At 67.7% G+C, this 15,041-nt stretch carries 15 protein-coding genes; 11 read left to right on the forward strand and 4 right to left on the reverse strand.

Annotated elements, in window-relative coordinates:
* Positions 1-46 precede the first annotated feature (46 nt).
* The gene (fnrL, locus tag P6F26_RS01585) at positions 47-793 is read left to right on the forward strand and encodes a transcriptional regulator FnrL (RefSeq protein WP_278026886.1); all 747 of its coding nucleotides are present in this window, start codon (positions 47-49) and stop codon (positions 791-793) included.
* 82 nt (positions 794-875) lie between these two features.
* On the opposite strand, the gene P6F26_RS01590 is transcribed toward fnrL, so the two are convergent.
* Positions 876-1,715 (reverse strand): universal stress protein, encoded by an 840-nt coding sequence (locus tag P6F26_RS01590; RefSeq protein WP_278026887.1) that lies wholly within the window; start codon positions 1,713-1,715, stop codon positions 876-878.
* A gap of 210 nt (positions 1,716-1,925) precedes the next feature.
* On the opposite strand from P6F26_RS01590, the gene ccoN reads away from it, so the two are divergent.
* The 9 genes from ccoN to ccoS all read left to right on the forward strand — a co-directional run bounded on the left by ccoN (position 1,926) and on the right by ccoS (position 10,685).
* Positions 1,926-3,527 (forward strand): cytochrome-c oxidase, cbb3-type subunit I, encoded by a 1,602-nt coding sequence (ccoN, locus tag P6F26_RS01595; protein ID WP_278026888.1) that lies wholly within the window; start codon positions 1,926-1,928, stop codon positions 3,525-3,527.
* 14 nt (positions 3,528-3,541) lie between these two features.
* Positions 3,542-4,270, forward strand: a complete 729-nt coding sequence (gene ccoO / locus P6F26_RS01600; protein ID WP_278026889.1) for a cytochrome-c oxidase, cbb3-type subunit II — start codon at positions 3,542-3,544, stop codon at positions 4,268-4,270.
* A gap of 14 nt (positions 4,271-4,284) precedes the next feature.
* On the forward strand, positions 4,285-4,512 hold the full coding sequence (locus P6F26_RS01605) for a cbb3-type cytochrome c oxidase subunit 3 (RefSeq protein ID WP_278026890.1): 228 nt from the start codon (positions 4,285-4,287) through the stop codon (positions 4,510-4,512).
* Positions 4,509-5,423 carry a cytochrome-c oxidase, cbb3-type subunit III gene (ccoP, locus tag P6F26_RS01610; RefSeq protein WP_278026891.1) on the forward strand — a complete coding sequence of 305 codons (915 nt, stop codon included), beginning with the start codon at positions 4,509-4,511 and terminating at the stop codon, positions 5,421-5,423. The genes P6F26_RS01605 and ccoP overlap by 4 nt, the downstream gene beginning before the upstream one ends.
* A gap of 328 nt (positions 5,424-5,751) precedes the next feature.
* Positions 5,752-6,189 (forward strand): hypothetical protein, encoded by a 438-nt coding sequence (locus P6F26_RS01615; protein WP_278026892.1) that lies wholly within the window; start codon positions 5,752-5,754, stop codon positions 6,187-6,189.
* A 208-nt stretch (positions 6,190-6,397) separates the two neighbouring features.
* Positions 6,398-7,819, forward strand: coding sequence for a cytochrome c oxidase accessory protein CcoG (gene ccoG / locus P6F26_RS01620; protein WP_278026893.1), 1,422 nt, complete (start codon positions 6,398-6,400; stop codon positions 7,817-7,819).
* Positions 7,816-8,301: a FixH family protein gene (locus tag P6F26_RS01625; RefSeq protein ID WP_278026894.1), complete on the forward strand. Its 486-nt coding sequence runs from the start codon at positions 7,816-7,818 to the stop codon at positions 8,299-8,301. Before ccoG ends, P6F26_RS01625 begins: the two co-directional genes overlap by 4 nt.
* A 16-nt stretch (positions 8,302-8,317) precedes the next feature.
* Entirely contained in the window at positions 8,318-10,519 is a 2,202-nt protein-coding gene (locus tag P6F26_RS01630; RefSeq protein WP_278026895.1) for a heavy metal translocating P-type ATPase, read from the forward strand.
* A gap of 7 nt (positions 10,520-10,526) precedes the next feature.
* A complete protein-coding gene (gene ccoS / locus P6F26_RS01635; protein ID WP_278026896.1) occupies positions 10,527-10,685 on the forward strand; it encodes a cbb3-type cytochrome oxidase assembly protein CcoS in 159 nt (52 codons plus the stop codon).
* Positions 10,686-10,721: 36 nt separating this feature from the next.
* Here ccoS and P6F26_RS01640 read toward each other — a convergent pair whose 3' ends face one another.
* Complete coding sequence (locus P6F26_RS01640; protein WP_430736712.1) at positions 10,722-12,194, reverse strand: D-alanyl-D-alanine carboxypeptidase family protein; 1,473 nt, start codon at positions 12,192-12,194, stop codon at positions 10,722-10,724.
* A 257-nt stretch (positions 12,195-12,451) separates the two neighbouring features.
* Here P6F26_RS01640 and hemF point away from each other — a divergent pair, with 257 nt between their 5' ends.
* Positions 12,452-13,333, forward strand: coding sequence for an oxygen-dependent coproporphyrinogen oxidase (hemF, locus tag P6F26_RS01645; protein WP_278026897.1), 882 nt, complete (start codon positions 12,452-12,454; stop codon positions 13,331-13,333).
* Positions 13,334-13,455: 122 nt separating this feature from the next.
* Here hemF and P6F26_RS01650 read toward each other — a convergent pair whose 3' ends face one another.
* Positions 13,456-14,034 (reverse strand): tyrosine-protein phosphatase, encoded by a 579-nt coding sequence (locus tag P6F26_RS01650; RefSeq protein WP_278026898.1) that lies wholly within the window; start codon positions 14,032-14,034, stop codon positions 13,456-13,458.
* A gap of 127 nt (positions 14,035-14,161) precedes the next feature.
* Complete coding sequence (locus tag P6F26_RS01655; protein WP_278026899.1) at positions 14,162-15,037, reverse strand: glycosyltransferase family 2 protein; 876 nt, start codon at positions 15,035-15,037, stop codon at positions 14,162-14,164.
* Positions 15,038-15,041: the final 4 nt, after the last annotated feature.

Raw genomic sequence — 15,041 nt, forward strand, 5'->3', positions numbered from 1 at the left:
TGATGTGGATCAAATGAGGTCGGTCACCAGTGCCGGAGGACCCGACATGCCCAGCAAGCAGCTCGCATTCCCCCAGGCGGATTGCGCCGATTGCCCGATCCGGCATCGCGCCGTCTGCGCGCGCTGCGAGACGGACGAGCTTCAGAAGCTTGAGTCGATCAAATATTACAGAAGCTACGATGCCGGGCAGACGATCGTCTGGGCGGGCGACAAGATGGATTTCGTCGCCTCGGTCGTCCACGGCGTGGCGTCCCTGACGCAGACGATGGAGGATGGCCGCCGCCAGATGGTCGGCCTTCTTCTGCCGTCGGATTTCCTCGGCCGTCCGAACCGCGAATCGGTCGTCTACGACGTCACCGCGACGACGGACCTGCAGCTTTGCTGCTTCCGCCGGGTGCCCTTCGTGGAGATGATGGACGAAACGCCGCACATCGCGCAGCGGCTGCTGGAGATGACCCTCGACGAACTGGACGCCGCGCGGGAGTGGATGCTCCTCCTGGGCCGCAAGACGGCGCGCGAGAAGATCGCGAGCTTCCTGTCGATCATCGCCCGCCGCGACGCGACCTTCAACAACACCGGCGGCGCCGGCGAGGTGTTCTTCGACCTGCCCCTGACGCGCGAGGCGATGGCCGATTACCTCGGACTGACGCTCGAGACGGTCAGCCGCCAGATGTCGGGCCTGAAGCGCGACGGCGTGATCCGGCTGGAGGGCAAGCGCCACGTCGTGATCCCCGATTTCGACCTGCTGATGGACGAAACCGGCGACGACGCGGATGGCGGCATCCTGACCTGAGCCCACGCGGCGCCGGCCACGAAAGAAACGCCCCGGAGCCTGAGGCTTCGGGGCGTTCGTCTTCAGTCCTGGGCGACCGGCCTCAATGCGCCATGAAGACCGGGATCTTCGCGTGTTCCAGCATGTTGCGCGTCGCTCCGCCGAGGATGGCCTCGCGGAAGCGGGAATGGCCGTAGGCGCCCATCACCAGCAGATCGGCGTCGATGTCCTCGACGTGACGCGCGATGACCTCGCTGACGCGCGGCAGCGTCTGGGGCTGGAGGTTCACTTCGACGTGGATGCCGTGACGGCTCAGCATCTGCGACAGTTCAGCACCCGGGTCGGAGGTTTCGGACGCGTGCCTTTCGGGGGCGACCGTGCAGATCGACACGAGCTTTGCGCTGACGAGGAGCGGCATGGCGCGGCGAACCGCCTCCATCGCCTCGGGCGAGTCGTTCCAGGCGATCACGACCTTCTCGGGCGTGAGGACGGGCGGCGCCCCGTCTGCAAGCACGATGACCGGGGCGTGGCCCTGGAACATCGCGGCCTCCACGACGACCGGCGCGTCGGCCGGAAGGTTCTCGCCGTAGGGCTTCGGCAGGACGACGAGGTCGGCATAGCGCGCGCGCCGCGCCACGATCGTGGTGACGGAGGCCGATTGCGCGACCAGCGCCTCCACCCCCCAGCTCAACCCGGTGCGGGCCAGCCGCTCGCGCGCCGCCTTTTCGATCCGGGTCGCCTCGGACTGGGCCTGCGCCAGCGTTTCCTCGTGCATGAGCGCCGTCGCGCCGGCGAAATAATAGCCAGTCTGCGTGCGGTCGATCCCGATGCACAGAACGTCGAGATGCGCTTCCGCCGCCTCGGCGACGCTGACTGCCGCGTCCAGCACCGGCGCGACCTCGTCGGTCTCCGTCAGGATCGTGAGAATGCTCTTGTAGGCCATAGAAACCCTCCTCGTGCCTTGCCGGACACTGATAGGCGGCCCGCCGCTGCGGCACCTTGACCTGCGTCAAGCATCCGTTCCGGATTTTTGACATGGATCAAGGCTCTCGCCCGTTCCTTCCGCGATGTGGGAGCGGATGGAACAGCCCCGGACGGGCCGACGCGACTCGAACCGCTCGCTCGGAACCGGGGCAAGACGAAGGGACGATCAATGCTCGATTACCTGAAGCTGGCGGTCCTGGGTGTCATCGTGATCTTTAGCGCGATCGCCGCCAACTACGCCCGCGACATGGCCTACCTGGTCCACGCCCTGCTGATCATGGCAGTGGCTGGCGGCGTCTTCCTGTGGCAGCTTCGCCGCACGGGCGAGCCGAGGGTGCCTGCGCCTGCGAACGAATACATGGACGGCCCGGTGAAGGCCGCCGCGATCGCCACCGCCTTCTGGGGCGTCGTGGGCTTCCTGGCCGGCGTCTACATCGCCTTCCAGCTGGCGTTCCCGGCGCTCAACTTCGATTGGGCGCAGGGCTATCTCAACTTCGGGCGGCTGCGTCCGCTGCACACCTCCGCCGTGATCTTCGCCTTCGGCGGCAACGCGCTTTTGGCGGCGTCGTTCTACATCGTCCAGCGGACATCTGCCGCGCGGATGTGGGGCGGCGGGCTGTCGTGGTTCGTGTTCTGGGGCTACCAGCTTTTCATCGTGCTCGCCGCGACCGGCTACCTGATGGGCGCGACCCAGAGCATGGAATACGCCGAGCCCGAGTGGTACGTCGACATCTGGCTGACGATCGTCTGGGTCGCCTTCCTCGCGGTCTTCGTCGGCACGCTCCTGAAGCGGAAAGAGCCGCACATCTACGTCGCGAACTGGTTCCTGCTGTCGTTCATCGTCACGGTGGCCATGCTGCACGTCGTGAACAACCTCACGGTCCCGGTGTCCATCTTCGGGTCGCGGTCGGTGCACGTCATGTCCGGCGTCCAGAGCGCGATGACCCAGTGGTGGTACGGCCACAACGCCGTGGGCTTCTTCCTGACCGCGGGCTTCCTGGGCATGATGTACTACTTCATCCCCAAGCAGGCCGAGCGGCCGGTCTACAGCTACAAGCTGTCGATCATCCACTTCTGGGCGCTGATCTTTCTCTACATCTGGGCCGGACCGCACCACCTGCACTACACCGCGCTGCCCGACTGGGCCTCGACGCTGGGCATGGTGTTCTCGATCATCCTCTGGATGCCCTCGTGGGGCGGCATGATCAACGGCCTGATGACCCTGTCCGGGGCGTGGGACAAGCTGCGCACGGACCCGGTCCTGCGGATGATGGTCACGTCGGTCGCGTTCTACGGCATGTCGACCTTCGAGGGCCCGATGATGTCGATCCGCGCGGTCAACTCGCTGTCGCACTACACGGACTGGACGATCGGCCACGTGCACTCGGGCGCGCTGGGCTGGAACGGGATGATCACCTTCGGGATGCTCTATTACCTGTTCCCCAAGCTCTGGAACAAGCAGGCGCTCTACAGCGTCAGGGCCGTGTCCTGGCACTACTGGCTCGCGACGATCGGCATCGTTCTCTATGCCGCGTCGATGTGGGTCACGGGGATCATGGAAGGCCTGATGTGGCGTGAAGTCGACGCGCAGGGCTTCCTCGTGAACTCCTTCGCCGACACGGTCGCCGCGAAATTCCCGATGTACGTGGTCCGCGGGACCGGTGGCATTCTCTACCTCACCGGCGCGCTGATCATGGCCTGGAACCTCTGGATGACCGTGACGAAGGGCACCGTCCGCAAGGACGCCCCCGTCGTGGCGCCGGCAGAATAAGGAGGGTCTGGAACATGGCACTCGAAGGTCACAAGAAGATCGAAACCAACGCGACCCTCCTTCTGACGCTCAGCTTTCTGGTCGTCACGGTGGGGGGCATCGTGGAGATCGCGCCGCTTTTCTACCTCGAGAACACGATCGAGGACGTGGAAGGGGTGCGCCCCTACTCGCCGCTCGAGCTGGCGGGGCGCGAGATCTACATCCGCGAGGGCTGCTACGTCTGCCACAGCCAGATGATCCGGCCCATGCGTGACGAGGTCGAACGTTACGGCCACTACAGCCTCGCGGCCGAGTCGCAGTACGACCACCCGTTCCAGTGGGGTTCGAAGCGGACGGGGCCCGACCTCGCCCGCGTCGGCGGCCGATACTCGGACGAATGGCACGTCGACCACCTGACCGATCCGCAGTCGGTCGTGCCTGAATCGGTGATGCCCGCCTACGCGTATCTTTCGGATGCCGAACTGCGCCCGACCTATGTCGCGGACCTCATGAGCACGCACCGGATCGTGGGCGTGCCCTACACCGACGAGATGATCGAGCAGGCCTCGTTCGATTTCGTCCAGCAGGCGACCGATTTCGGCGATGGCGGGGTGGTCGAGCGCTACCCCGGCGCACAGCAGCGGGACTTCGACGGCAATCCCGAGGTGACGGAGATGGACGCCCTGATCGCGTATCTCCAGATGCTCGGCACGCTGGTCGATTTCTCGACCTTCTCCGAAGAAGAAGCATTGGCAAGCCGGTAAGGGGGCCTGAACGGATGGAAGACACCTACACCATCATGCGGGTCTTCGCGGGAAGCTGGGGGATGATGTTCCTCCTGCTGTCCTTCCTCGGGGTGATCGTCTTCGCGCTGCGTCCCGGCAGCCGGCAGATCCACCACGACACCGCGAACATCCCGTTCCGACACGACGACCGGCCGGCAGGGGACGACGAGGCCACCGAGGCCCGCCGTCAGTCCCGCCAGTTCAAGGAGGCGCGGCAATGACCGACGACCAGAACAAGCATCCCGAGGAACAGAAGCTCCTGGAGGGCGATCCCGACACGACGGGCCATTCCTGGGACGGGATCAAGGAATTCAACAACCCGTTGCCGCGCTGGTGGTTGTGGACCTTCTACGCCACGATCATCTGGGGCGTGGGCTACACGATCGCCTATCCGGCCTGGCCCCTGATCAACGGCGCTACGCCCGGCGTTCTGGGCTTCTCGACGCGGGCTGACGTGGTCGAGGACATTCAGCGCTTCGATGACATGAACGCCGACATCCGCCAGCGCATCACCGAGGTCGAGCTTGCGGCGATCAACCCCAACGACAACGCGGATCTCTACAACTACGCGATCCAGGGCGGGGCGGCGACCTTCGCGACGTGGTGCTCCCAGTGCCACGGCTCGGGCGCGGCCGGGGTGCAGGCCTCGGGCTATCCCAACCTGCTCGACGACGACTGGCTCTGGGGCGGCACGATCGACGAGATCCACACGACGATCAGCCACGGCATCCGCAACGAGGACGACCCGAACGCCCGCTACTCGCAGATGACGGCCTTCGAAGGCATCCTCACGGAGGAGGAGATCGGCGCGGTCGTGCAGTATGTGCGCAACATCTCGGGGCAGGACCACGACGCGTCCGTGGTCGAGCTGGGCGGGCAGGTCTACTACGACAACTGCGCGGCGTGCCACATGGATGACGGCACCGGCGACCCGTTCCTCGGCGCGCCAAACCTGACCGACGCGATCTGGCTCTATGGCGGATCGCAGGAGGCGATCGAGTACACGGTGCGCAACGCCCGCTTCGGCGTGATGCCTCCGTGGTCCTCGGACGCCTCCGACGCCGGTCGCCTCTCCGAGGCGGAGGTGCGCGCGGTTTCCGTCTACGTCCACAGCCTCGGCGGCGGCCAGTAGCGCCGTCGCCGCGCTCCCGACACCGCGTGGAGGCGGGCGGCCCCGCCTCCGTGCATCAAGTTCCGGCGGCCCCTCCCGGGCGCCGGATCGGCACCGGTCCCGGTCCTGTTCGCGCGTTTCCTGCGGGACCGGTGCCTCACTTCCCTCCGGCCAGGCCCCCTCCGCCCCGGTTCGGACGCAAGTGGGGCGCAGATGTGTCCGCGCGCCCGATTTTTCCCCGAATATACTCTCTTGCTGACCGATTGCGGGCGTGATGCGACCCAGATCCTGCGCGATCTTGCGCCCAGATATTCAACCAAGAAGATATTTTTCGGGAAGGATTTGCAGCATGAAGCGTGTCGCCGTTTTCGTCACCGCCAGGGAGGGCGGGATCAACATCGACTGGACGGTCCAGACGCGCCCCGTGAGGCCAAGGCTCCGGGCGTCCCGCGTGGGATCCCTTCCCGCGCCCTACGCCGTCGAGGCAAACCTCAACTTCGAACCGTCGGCAGGCTGGTCGCGCGTGGTCGCGATCCCGCACGCGTCCGCGCCCGCCTCGTTCGAATGGCACCTCGCCACGACCCAACCGAGCCGCCTCTGGATCAGGGGCCTTCCCGACAGCGCCATTCCGTCGCTCGGGGGGCGCCGGATCCGCCGCCCCCGACCCGCGAACCGCGCCGCGCAGGACGCGCCTTCGGTCCACGCGCGGCTTCGGATGATCTTCGACAAGAGCCATTCCCAGTCCCGGGGCCAGGCGCTCGCCGCCCCCCGTGCCGAGGACTGCTGACACCAAGCGATTGCAGAACCTGCCACTGGCGTCCCGTCCGGGGCGCCTTTTTTTCGTGCAGTGACTGCGCGCAACCGCCGCATTGGGGGGATTGGTCAGGCCGCCCACTTCGAGTTTACGGTTGATCCACGTCAAGGAGAGGCCGGCGCCGTCCTCCTACACCGGTCCTGCGCGAACAGTGACAACCGAACCCGAGGCCTGACCCGACATGAGTGCCACCGAAGAGCCTCAAAAGCTCTACGCCGCCCGCGAACCCGTGTTTCCAAAGCGGGTGACGGGAAAGTTTCGCAATCTCAAATGGCTCATCCTGTTCGTCACTCTCGGCATCTACTACATCACGCCGTGGATCCGCTGGGACCGGGGTCCAAACCTGCCCGACCAGGCGGTGCTCCTGGATCTCGCCAACCGCCGCTTCTTCTTCTTCTGGATCGAGATCTGGCCGCACGAGTTCTACTTTGTCGCGGGCCTTCTGATCATGGCTGGCCTCGGGCTGTTCCTGTTCACCTCGGCGCTCGGTCGGGTCTGGTGCGGCTATACCTGTCCGCAGACGGTCTGGACCGACCTGTTCTTCACGGTCGAGCGCTGGATCGAGGGCGACCGCAACGCGCGTCTCCGGCTTTGGCGCAAGGGCTGGGATTTCCAGAAGATCCGTCTCCGGCTTGCCAAATACGCCGTATGGCTACTGATCGCGGTCGCGACAGGCGGGGCATGGGTGTTCTATTTCGCCGACGCGCCCACGCTGTTCATGGAGATCGTGACCGGGCAGGCCGCCTCGGTCGCCTATGCCACGATCGGCATCCTGACCTTCACCACCTTCGTCTTCGGCGGCTTCATGCGCGAGCAGGTCTGCATCTACATGTGCCCCTGGCCGCGCATACAGGCCGCGATGATGGACGAGCACACGATCACGGTCGCCTACCGCGACTGGCGCGGCGAGCCGCGCGGCAAGGGCAAGTCCCGCGACGATCTCGGCGACTGCATCGACTGCAACGCCTGCGTGAACGTCTGCCCCGTGGGCATCGACATCCGGGACGGCCAGCAGCTTGAATGCATCACATGCGCGCTGTGCATCGACGCCTGCGACGACATCATGGCCAAGGTCGGCAAGCCGCGCGGCCTGATCGACTACATGGCGCTGACCGACGAGACCAACGAACGCGCGGGCAACCCCAAGGTCAGCGTTTGGAAACACATCTTCCGCCTGCGCACGATGATCTACACCGCGCTTTGGTCGGCCATCGGTATCGCGCTGACGGTGATGCTGTTCGTGCGCTCCGACATCGACATGACCGTGGCCCCCGTGCGCAACCCGCAATTCGTGGTCCTGTCCGACGGGTCGATCCGCAACACCTACGACGTGCGGATCCGGAACATGACCGGCGAGACCACCGACTTCCAGGTAACGCTGACGGCCGACCAGCCCCTGCGGATCGAGCTGGAGGGCCAGGAGGGCAACGTCGTCGAGGTGCCCGTCGACAGCACCCAGCTGCAGCGGGTCTACGTCATCGCGCCGGCCGGAAGCGCCGCCGCGCAGAGCAACCTCACCGACCTCCGGCTCTGGGTCGAGGACCTCGGCACCACCACGCGCAGCTTCGAGGACACCACGTTCTTCGGGAGGGACATGGAATGAGCACTGAACGACAGGCCCGCGCGAAGGGCCGTGAGCTGACCGGGGGCAAGGTGCTCGCCATCTTCGTCGCGGGCTTCGGCACCATCTTCGCGGTGAACATCTTCATGGCATGGAGCGCGGTGGCGACCTTTCCCGGCATGGAAGTCTCGTCGAGCTACGCCGACAGCCAGACCTTCGACGACCGCCGCGACGCGCAGGAGGCGCTGGGGTGGGACGCCTCGGTCGACATCGAGGGTGACATGCTGGTTCTGACGCTGGTGGACGGGAACGGCCGCCCGGTCTATCCGGCCGCTCTCGACGCGCTTCTGACGCGCCCGACCAACCGGACCGAGGACCAGGCCCTGACCCTTGCGCGGGGCGCGAACGGCGTCCTGACCGCGCCGGTGACGGTCAGCGAGGGGCGCTGGCGGCTGCGGCTGACCGGGGTCGCGCGCGACGGAACCGAGTATCGCCACAACATCACCTTCGAGCTTCGGGGCTGAGCCCACGGGAGGGCGAATGACCACTACCTTCGAGCACGCGGGCGCGCCGGAACGCGCAAGGCCCTCGGCCTGTCCGGCCTGCAACGCCGCGCCCGCGGCCGAACGGATGGCCGAGCTCCCGAAGGACGCCACGCTCATGCTCTCGCTGCCCGGCATCCATTGCGCGGGCTGCATCTCGGGCGTGGAAAAAGCGCTCAACGCCGTGCCGGGCGTGCGCTCGGCCCGGGTGAACCTGACGCTCCGCCGCGCCGCGGTCGAGGCCTCGCCGGAGGTCATGGCCGACGCGCTGTCGCAGGTCCTCGAGCGCGCGGGCTACGAGGCGCACGAGCTCGATCCGGGCGTGCTGTCGACGACCGAGACCGACCGGCAGGGCCGCGATCTTCTGATGCGGCTCGCCGTCGCCTTCTTCGCGATGATGAACGTGATGCTGCTGTCGGTCGCGGTCTGGTCGGGGGCCGAGGGCGTCACCCGCGACATGATGCACTGGATCAGCGCGGCCATCGCGATTCCGGCCGTCATCTTTTCGGGACGGCCCTTCTACGTCTCGGCCTGGGGCGCGCTGAAGGGCGGACGCCTCAACATGGACGTGCCGATCACGCTGGCCATCGGGCTGGCCGTCGGGACGTCGCTTTATGAGACGGTGATGTCGGGGCATCATGCCTATTTCGATGCCGCCGTGATGCTGTGCTTCTTCCTGCTCGGGGGGCGCTACCTCGACCATCGTACACGCGCCTCGGCACGTTCGGCGGCGCAGGAGCTTGCCGCGCTGGAAGTGCCGCGCGCGGCGCGCGTGACGGCGCAGGGCGAGGAGATCGTGGCCGCCGCCGACCTTGCGGTTGGCGACATCGTCCGTGTGAAGCCCGGCGGCCGCATTCCGGTGGACGGCGTGGTGACGCAAGGCCAGTCCGAACTCGACCGGTCGCTGATGACCGGCGAAAGCTTGCCGGCCTATGCCGGTCCCGGCATGGCCGTCAGCGCGGGCGAGGTGAATCTGACGGGGCCGCTTCTGGTCGAGGTGCGCGCGGCCGGGCGCGACACGTCGCTTCACCGGATCGCCGACCTTGTCGCGGTGGCCGAGTCGGGCCGGGCCAACTACAACTCGCTCGCCGATCAGGCGGCGAAGCTTTACGCGCCGGGGGTGCATATCCTCGCCGTGCTCGCCGCGGCCGGATGGTGGCTCTATACGCGGGACGTGCGGATCTCGCTCAACATCGCGGCCGCCGTCCTCATCATCACCTGCCCCTGCGCGCTGGGCCTCGCGGTGCCGGCCGTGACGACCGCCGCCTCGGGCCGGCTCTTTCGCAAAGGGCTTCTGATCAAGGACGGAAGCGCGCTCGAGCGTCTGGCAGAGGCCGACACGGTCGTCTTCGACAAGACCGGCACGCTGACCACGGGCGCGCCCGATCCCGTGGATCTTGACGCGCAGCCCCCGGAGGCGATGCGCGTGGCGCTCGCCCTCGCCGAGGTCTCGTCCCACCCGCTGGCCGAGGCGCTGGCCAAGGGGCTTCGCGCCCGCGGCCTCGAGCCGGAGCCTGTCTCGGATGCGATCGAGGTGCCGGGCTACGGCGTCGAGGCCCACTGGCGCGGGCAGCGCGCCAGGCTCGGCCGCGCGGGCTGGGTCGGGGCGGAGGCTCCGGACATGACCGCCACCTTCCTGCAGATCGGCGAGGCCGGCCCTGTGGCCCTGCGGTTCACGGACACGCTGCGCGACGGCGCCGAGGCGACGGTGGCTGCGCTGAAGGCCTCGGGCAAGCGGGTGATCCTGCTTTCGGGCGACACGCAAGGCGCCGTGCGCAGCTTCGGCGCGCGCATCGGCATCGACGAGGTCATCGCCGAGGCGCTGCCGTCCGAGAAGGCCGCGCTGGTCACGCAGCTGGCGCAGGCGGGCGCGCGGGTCCTCATGGTGGGCGACGGCCTGAACGACACCGCGGCGCTGGCGGCCGCCCATGTTTCCATCTCGCCCGCCTCGGCGCTCGATGCCGCGCGCACGGCCTCCGACATGGTGCTGATGGGCCGAAGCCTCGCGCCCATCGCGGACGCCGTGACGACCTCGGGCTCGGCCTCGCGGCGGATCCGCGAGAACTTCACCATCGCCACGGTCTACAACGTGCTGGCCGTGCCGCTGGCGATCGCCGGCCTCGCCACGCCCTTGATCGCGGCGCTGGCCATGTCCATGTCGTCGATCACGGTGTCGCTCAACGCGCTCAGGCTGAAGTGAGACACGAATGGACGTCCTCGGCATCCTGATCCCGGTCAGCCTGTTTCTGGGGCTCATCGGCCTCGGCGCGTTCTTCTGGATGCTGAAGCGTGGCCAGTTCGACGACCCCGAGGGCGACGCGAACCGCATCCTCAGCGAAGACTACGACGACCACCCGAAGGAATGAGGCGCACCCGGCTGTCGGGGACGCCCCGGCCTGCGCTCAGGGGCCGAAGGTCTCGCAGGGCATCGCGCGCGCCGCGAGGCGGGCGCAGGCGCGCCGCGCCTGATCCTCGGTCATTCCCGCGAACCGCGCGTCGAATCCGCCGGAGCGCCGCACGACCCGGCGCAGCGCGTCGTCGAAGGTGCCAAGCTCGGCCAGCGCGGTCTGGAGAAGCAACCGTTCGGCAGCGTGTTCCGTCGACTGATAGCCGAGCGACACGCCGAAAAGGCGCGATCCTGTCGAGGACGCCCGCGTGACGACCTCGGTCGCGACAGGCTGGGGCAGGGGGGCCTCGGCGACCGCCGATTGCGGCTCGGGCCGGGGCAGGGGCTCGGGGCCGGGCGCTGCAGCTGCTTCGGCGGAGGGAGGCTCCAATGCTTCGGTCAGGGCGGCGGCGACAGCCTCGGGGGCGATCGCCTCGACGCGCGCTCCGGCGGGGCGGGGCGCGGGCTGCAGAAGCGCGGCGGTCGCGGTCTGGGCCGCAGCTTCGGCCACCGCTTCGCCCACGGCCTCGCCCACCGCCGCGTCGATGGCCGCGAGCAGCTCTGCCGCGGGCGCGGCGAGCGGCCTTTGAAGCGGCCGGATGCTGCGCGCCACCAGCGCCGTGAAGATCTGGTTCTCGTCATCGGGCACGTCGTCGTAGGTCGGCAGGGGCGGAACCCGCACCGGCGCGGTGCTTGGCGCCCGCTGGAAGCCCATGTCCAGAAGTTCCATGACCCTCTGGTTGCGCCACGCGGTGGACTGCCCGCCGAAGACCGTCGCGATGATGCGCTCGTCGCCGCGCCGCGCCGAGGCCACGAGGTTGAAGCCCGCCGCGCGCGTGTAGCCCGTCTTGATCCCGTCCGCGCCGCTGTAGGCGTTCAGGAAGGCACGGTTGGTATTGCGCACCGTGGCGATGCCCGCGTTGTCCTCGCGCCGGGAGAAGATGTTGTAATACTGGGGATAGTCGTAGTGCAGCCGGCGGCCGAGGATCGTCATGTCGCGTGCCGTGGACATGTGGCCTTCCTCGGTCAGGCCATGCGCGTTGCGGAAGGTCGTCCGCGTCATGCCGAGCGCGCGGGCGGTGCGGTTCATCCGGCGCGCGAACGCGGCCTCGGAGCCTTCCAGCGCCTCGCCGATCGCCGTCGCGGCATCGTTGGCCGAGCGGATCGCGGCGGCCCGGATCAGAAAGCGGAAGCGGATCGTGCTGCCCTGCCTCAGCCCGATCTTCGAGGGCGGCTCGGCGGCGGCGTTCGCCGAGATGCGCACCTCGGTGTCGAGCCCGATCTCGCCGAGGCGAACGGCCTCGAACGCGAGGTAGAGCGTCATCATCTTGGTCAGCGAGGCGGGATGCAGGCGGGTGTCGGCATTGCGCGAATGCAGCACCTCCCCCGTCCGTGCATCCATCACCATCGCGGCATAGGGGGCGGCTCGCGCCGGGCCGGAAAAGGCCAGGCAAGCGACGAGGATCAGCCCGCAAAGGGCGGTCATCATGCGTCCGGTGGTCACGAAACTGCTCGTTCTGCCTCTGGGTGCCGTCTGGAGCGGCGTTTGACTTGATCCTAGGACAGATAATCGTGGAAATCCATCACCGAAACGCGAGCCGCACCTTCAAATCGCGGCGCGCAGCGCGACGGCAACGCCGGGCAGGCGGCATGTCGCAGCCTGTGCGGCGCGAAGCGACGTTTGCCCGCGTGGCGCGGCCCGCAAAGCGGTGCTAATGGTCGGCAAACGAGATGGAGGGCTCTGCCATGAAGGACACTATCGACGACCGGAAGGCGCGCGCCTCGCAATGGTTTCGCAGCCTGAGGGACGAGATCGTGGCGACCTTCGAGGCGCTGGAGGACGCGCAGGGCGGCGACCAGCCGGCGGGCCGCTTCCAGGTGAGCGAGACGCGCCGCACTTCCGAGGACGGATCTGACGCCGGCGGCGGCCTGATGAGCGTGATGCGCGGCGGCCGGGTCTTCGAGAAGGTCGGCGTCAACGTCTCCACGGTCTACGGGCAACTGGGCGAGCGTGCGGTCGCCGCGATGGCGGCGCGCAAGGACCTGTCCGGCCTCAAGGACGATCCGACCTTCTGGGCCTCGGGCATCAGCCTCGTGGCGCACATGCAGAACCCGCACGTCCCGGCCGTCCACATGAACACGCGCATGTTCTGGACGCCCGTCGCATGGTGGTTCGGCGGCGGATCCGACCTGAACCCCGCGATCGAATACGACGAGGACACGGCGCATTTCCATGCCGTGCTGAAAGAGCATTGCGACCGCCACTCCCCCGACTACTACGCGCGGTTCAAGGCCTGGGCGGACGAGTATTTCTATGTCCCGCACCGGCACCGCGCGCGCGGCGTCGGCGGCATCTTCTACGACGATCTGAACACCGGCGACTGGGAGGCGGATTTCGCCTTCACGCAGGACGTCGGCCGCGCCTTCCTGCCGGCCTTCGTGCCCTGCGTCGAAAAGCGCCGCCACACGGCCTTCGACGAGGCGGACCGCGAGGCGCAACTGATCCATCGCGGCCTTTATGCCGAATACAACCTCGTCTACGACCGCGGCACGAAATTCGGCCTCGAGACGGGGCATGACGCGAACGCGGTCCTGATGAGCCTGCCGCCCGTGGCGAAGTGGACGTGAGGAAGGCGATGGGCCGCACCGGGCCGAAGGCCGTGGTGTGACCTCGCGGGTCTGATTGCAGTGCGATCGCGCGAGGCCGGCGGCGTGCTCAAGGTCGTCGCCGCCTCGCGGGCAGGCCTGGATCAGCGCGACAGGGCCTCGCGGTCGTAGCGCGTGCGCACCCAGTCCTCGAAACCGATGCCCGTCGCGACGTGATCGGCTTCGTAGGCGTCGAGAACCCGGTGCACGATGCCCGCCTTCGTCCACGACAGATGAGCGTATTTCCAGCTCAGCGCCCTGCGCGCTTCGGCAAGAGGCACCCCCTTGATGACATGCAGGTAGAGCGTCACCGCCAACCCGGTGCGATCGGCGCCTGACTTGCAATGGACAAGCATCGGTTTTGGCATGTGTCGAAGCTTGTCGACCAGATCGAGCAGGACCTCCCCCTCGACCAGCTTTGTCGTCCACATCCTGACGGATTGCAGGTCCAGCCCAAGGGCATCGCAGGCCTGTCTCTCCACGAGCGTCGGGACCGTGCCGCGATCCCCGCGGAGCGACAGCACGGACTTGACGCCGAGGTCCCGGGCGATCCGCAGACGGCGATGCCCCGGATGGTTCGCGCGGTAAAGGTCCGCATCCACCTTGTAGAAGTTCGGCACGAACAGGCGCACCCAGGCGTGGTCCCTGAGCCAGTATTCGAGCAACAGACGCCTCGCGCTCACGTCGGACGCATTGGAAGCTGGCGAGGGCGGTCTGGGCATATGGGTCAGGTTGGCGCGTTTCGTACCGGGAATGGAGGGGATAAATCCGCGTGCCGACCAGCGCAAGGCTGGTGGACCGGTCCCGGGGTCAATTGCGCTCGGGCGCGCCACCGAGAAGACCCAGCCTGACAATCTCGGCATTGTAGGTCCATCCGAGGCGGTAGTGGCACCACATGGCGCCGAGTCTCGGTGCGACGCCGGCGTCTGCGGGGTGTCGCCAGATCCGGGCGCAAGCCATGGGCGAGGGGAAAAGGTAGTGCAGCCGAGGCAGGCGCCGGGCGATCGGCCGCCCGGCCTTGGCGACGAAGCGGGCGCCCGCGAGGCGCCGCTTCTTCTCGGCGTTCTCGGCGAGGGTCGTGCGCGCGGGGTGGCGGACTGACATCGCTGCATCGTATCGGATCGGCACACCCGCCGCGCTCGCGCGCCGGTTCCATTCCTTGTCCTCGCCCGAAAAGGCGTCCTCTCGGAACGGGCCGACCTCTTCGAAGACGGACCGCGCAACGGCGAGGTTCGCCGTCACCGCGTATCCGCGCCGCGCATAGTCGTCCTGTCGGAGATTGAACAGGCTGTCGTAAAGGCTCCACCCCGTCCATCCGTCCGGGCCCGGCTCCATCACCACCTGTCCCGCGATCCGCCTGCAGCCCGGCTCGGTCCGAAAAAGATGCAGGCCGCGGGACAGCCAGTGCGGCGCGGGCGTGCAATCCGCGTCCGTGAAGAATACGAACGTTCCGCGCGCCTGCGCCAGGGCGGCGTTCCTCGCCGCGTAGGAGCCGGGCTTCGGCTCCCAGATCACCCGCACGTTAGGGGCGCCGGGCAGGTCATCCGGCGCTGCCTCCTCCGGATTGTTGTTGGCGACGATCACCTCGAACTCGGACGCCGGAAGGTCCTGCGCCGCAAGCGCGTCGAGGCATCGCGCCGCGCTCGTCCAGTCGCGATAGGTCGGCAGGATGACTGTGGCTTTCACGGAC

The organism is Roseicyclus salinarum, assembly GCF_029624655.1.
Classification (GTDB): domain Bacteria; phylum Pseudomonadota; class Alphaproteobacteria; order Rhodobacterales; family Rhodobacteraceae; genus Roseibacterium; species Roseibacterium salinarum.

Excerpts from the sequence above, each read along its gene's own strand:
- P6F26_RS01605 (WP_278026890.1), top strand. The coding sequence starts at position 4,285 with ATGGAAGACACCTACACCATCATGCGGGTCTTCGCGGGAAGCTGGGGG.
- P6F26_RS01615 (WP_278026892.1), top strand. The coding sequence starts at position 5,752 with ATGAAGCGTGTCGCCGTTTTCGTCACCGCCAGGGAGGGCGGGATCAAC.
- ccoP (WP_278026891.1), top strand. The coding sequence starts at position 4,509 with ATGACCGACGACCAGAACAAGCATCCCGAGGAACAGAAGCTCCTGGAG.
- P6F26_RS01590 (WP_278026887.1), bottom strand. The coding sequence starts at position 1,715 with ATGGCCTACAAGAGCATTCTCACGATCCTGACGGAGACCGACGAGGTC.
- ccoO (WP_278026889.1), top strand. The coding sequence starts at position 3,542 with ATGGCACTCGAAGGTCACAAGAAGATCGAAACCAACGCGACCCTCCTT.
- ccoS (WP_278026896.1), top strand. The coding sequence starts at position 10,527 with ATGGACGTCCTCGGCATCCTGATCCCGGTCAGCCTGTTTCTGGGGCTC.
- hemF (WP_278026897.1), top strand. The coding sequence starts at position 12,452 with ATGAAGGACACTATCGACGACCGGAAGGCGCGCGCCTCGCAATGGTTT.
- P6F26_RS01630 (WP_278026895.1), top strand. The coding sequence starts at position 8,318 with ATGACCACTACCTTCGAGCACGCGGGCGCGCCGGAACGCGCAAGGCCC.
- P6F26_RS01625 (WP_278026894.1), top strand. The coding sequence starts at position 7,816 with ATGAGCACTGAACGACAGGCCCGCGCGAAGGGCCGTGAGCTGACCGGG.
- P6F26_RS01640 (WP_430736712.1), bottom strand. The coding sequence starts at position 12,194 with ATGATGACCGCCCTTTGCGGGCTGATCCTCGTCGCTTGCCTGGCCTTT.
- ccoG (WP_278026893.1), top strand. The coding sequence starts at position 6,398 with ATGAGTGCCACCGAAGAGCCTCAAAAGCTCTACGCCGCCCGCGAACCC.
- fnrL (WP_278026886.1), top strand. The coding sequence starts at position 47 with ATGCCCAGCAAGCAGCTCGCATTCCCCCAGGCGGATTGCGCCGATTGC.
- ccoN (WP_278026888.1), top strand. The coding sequence starts at position 1,926 with ATGCTCGATTACCTGAAGCTGGCGGTCCTGGGTGTCATCGTGATCTTT.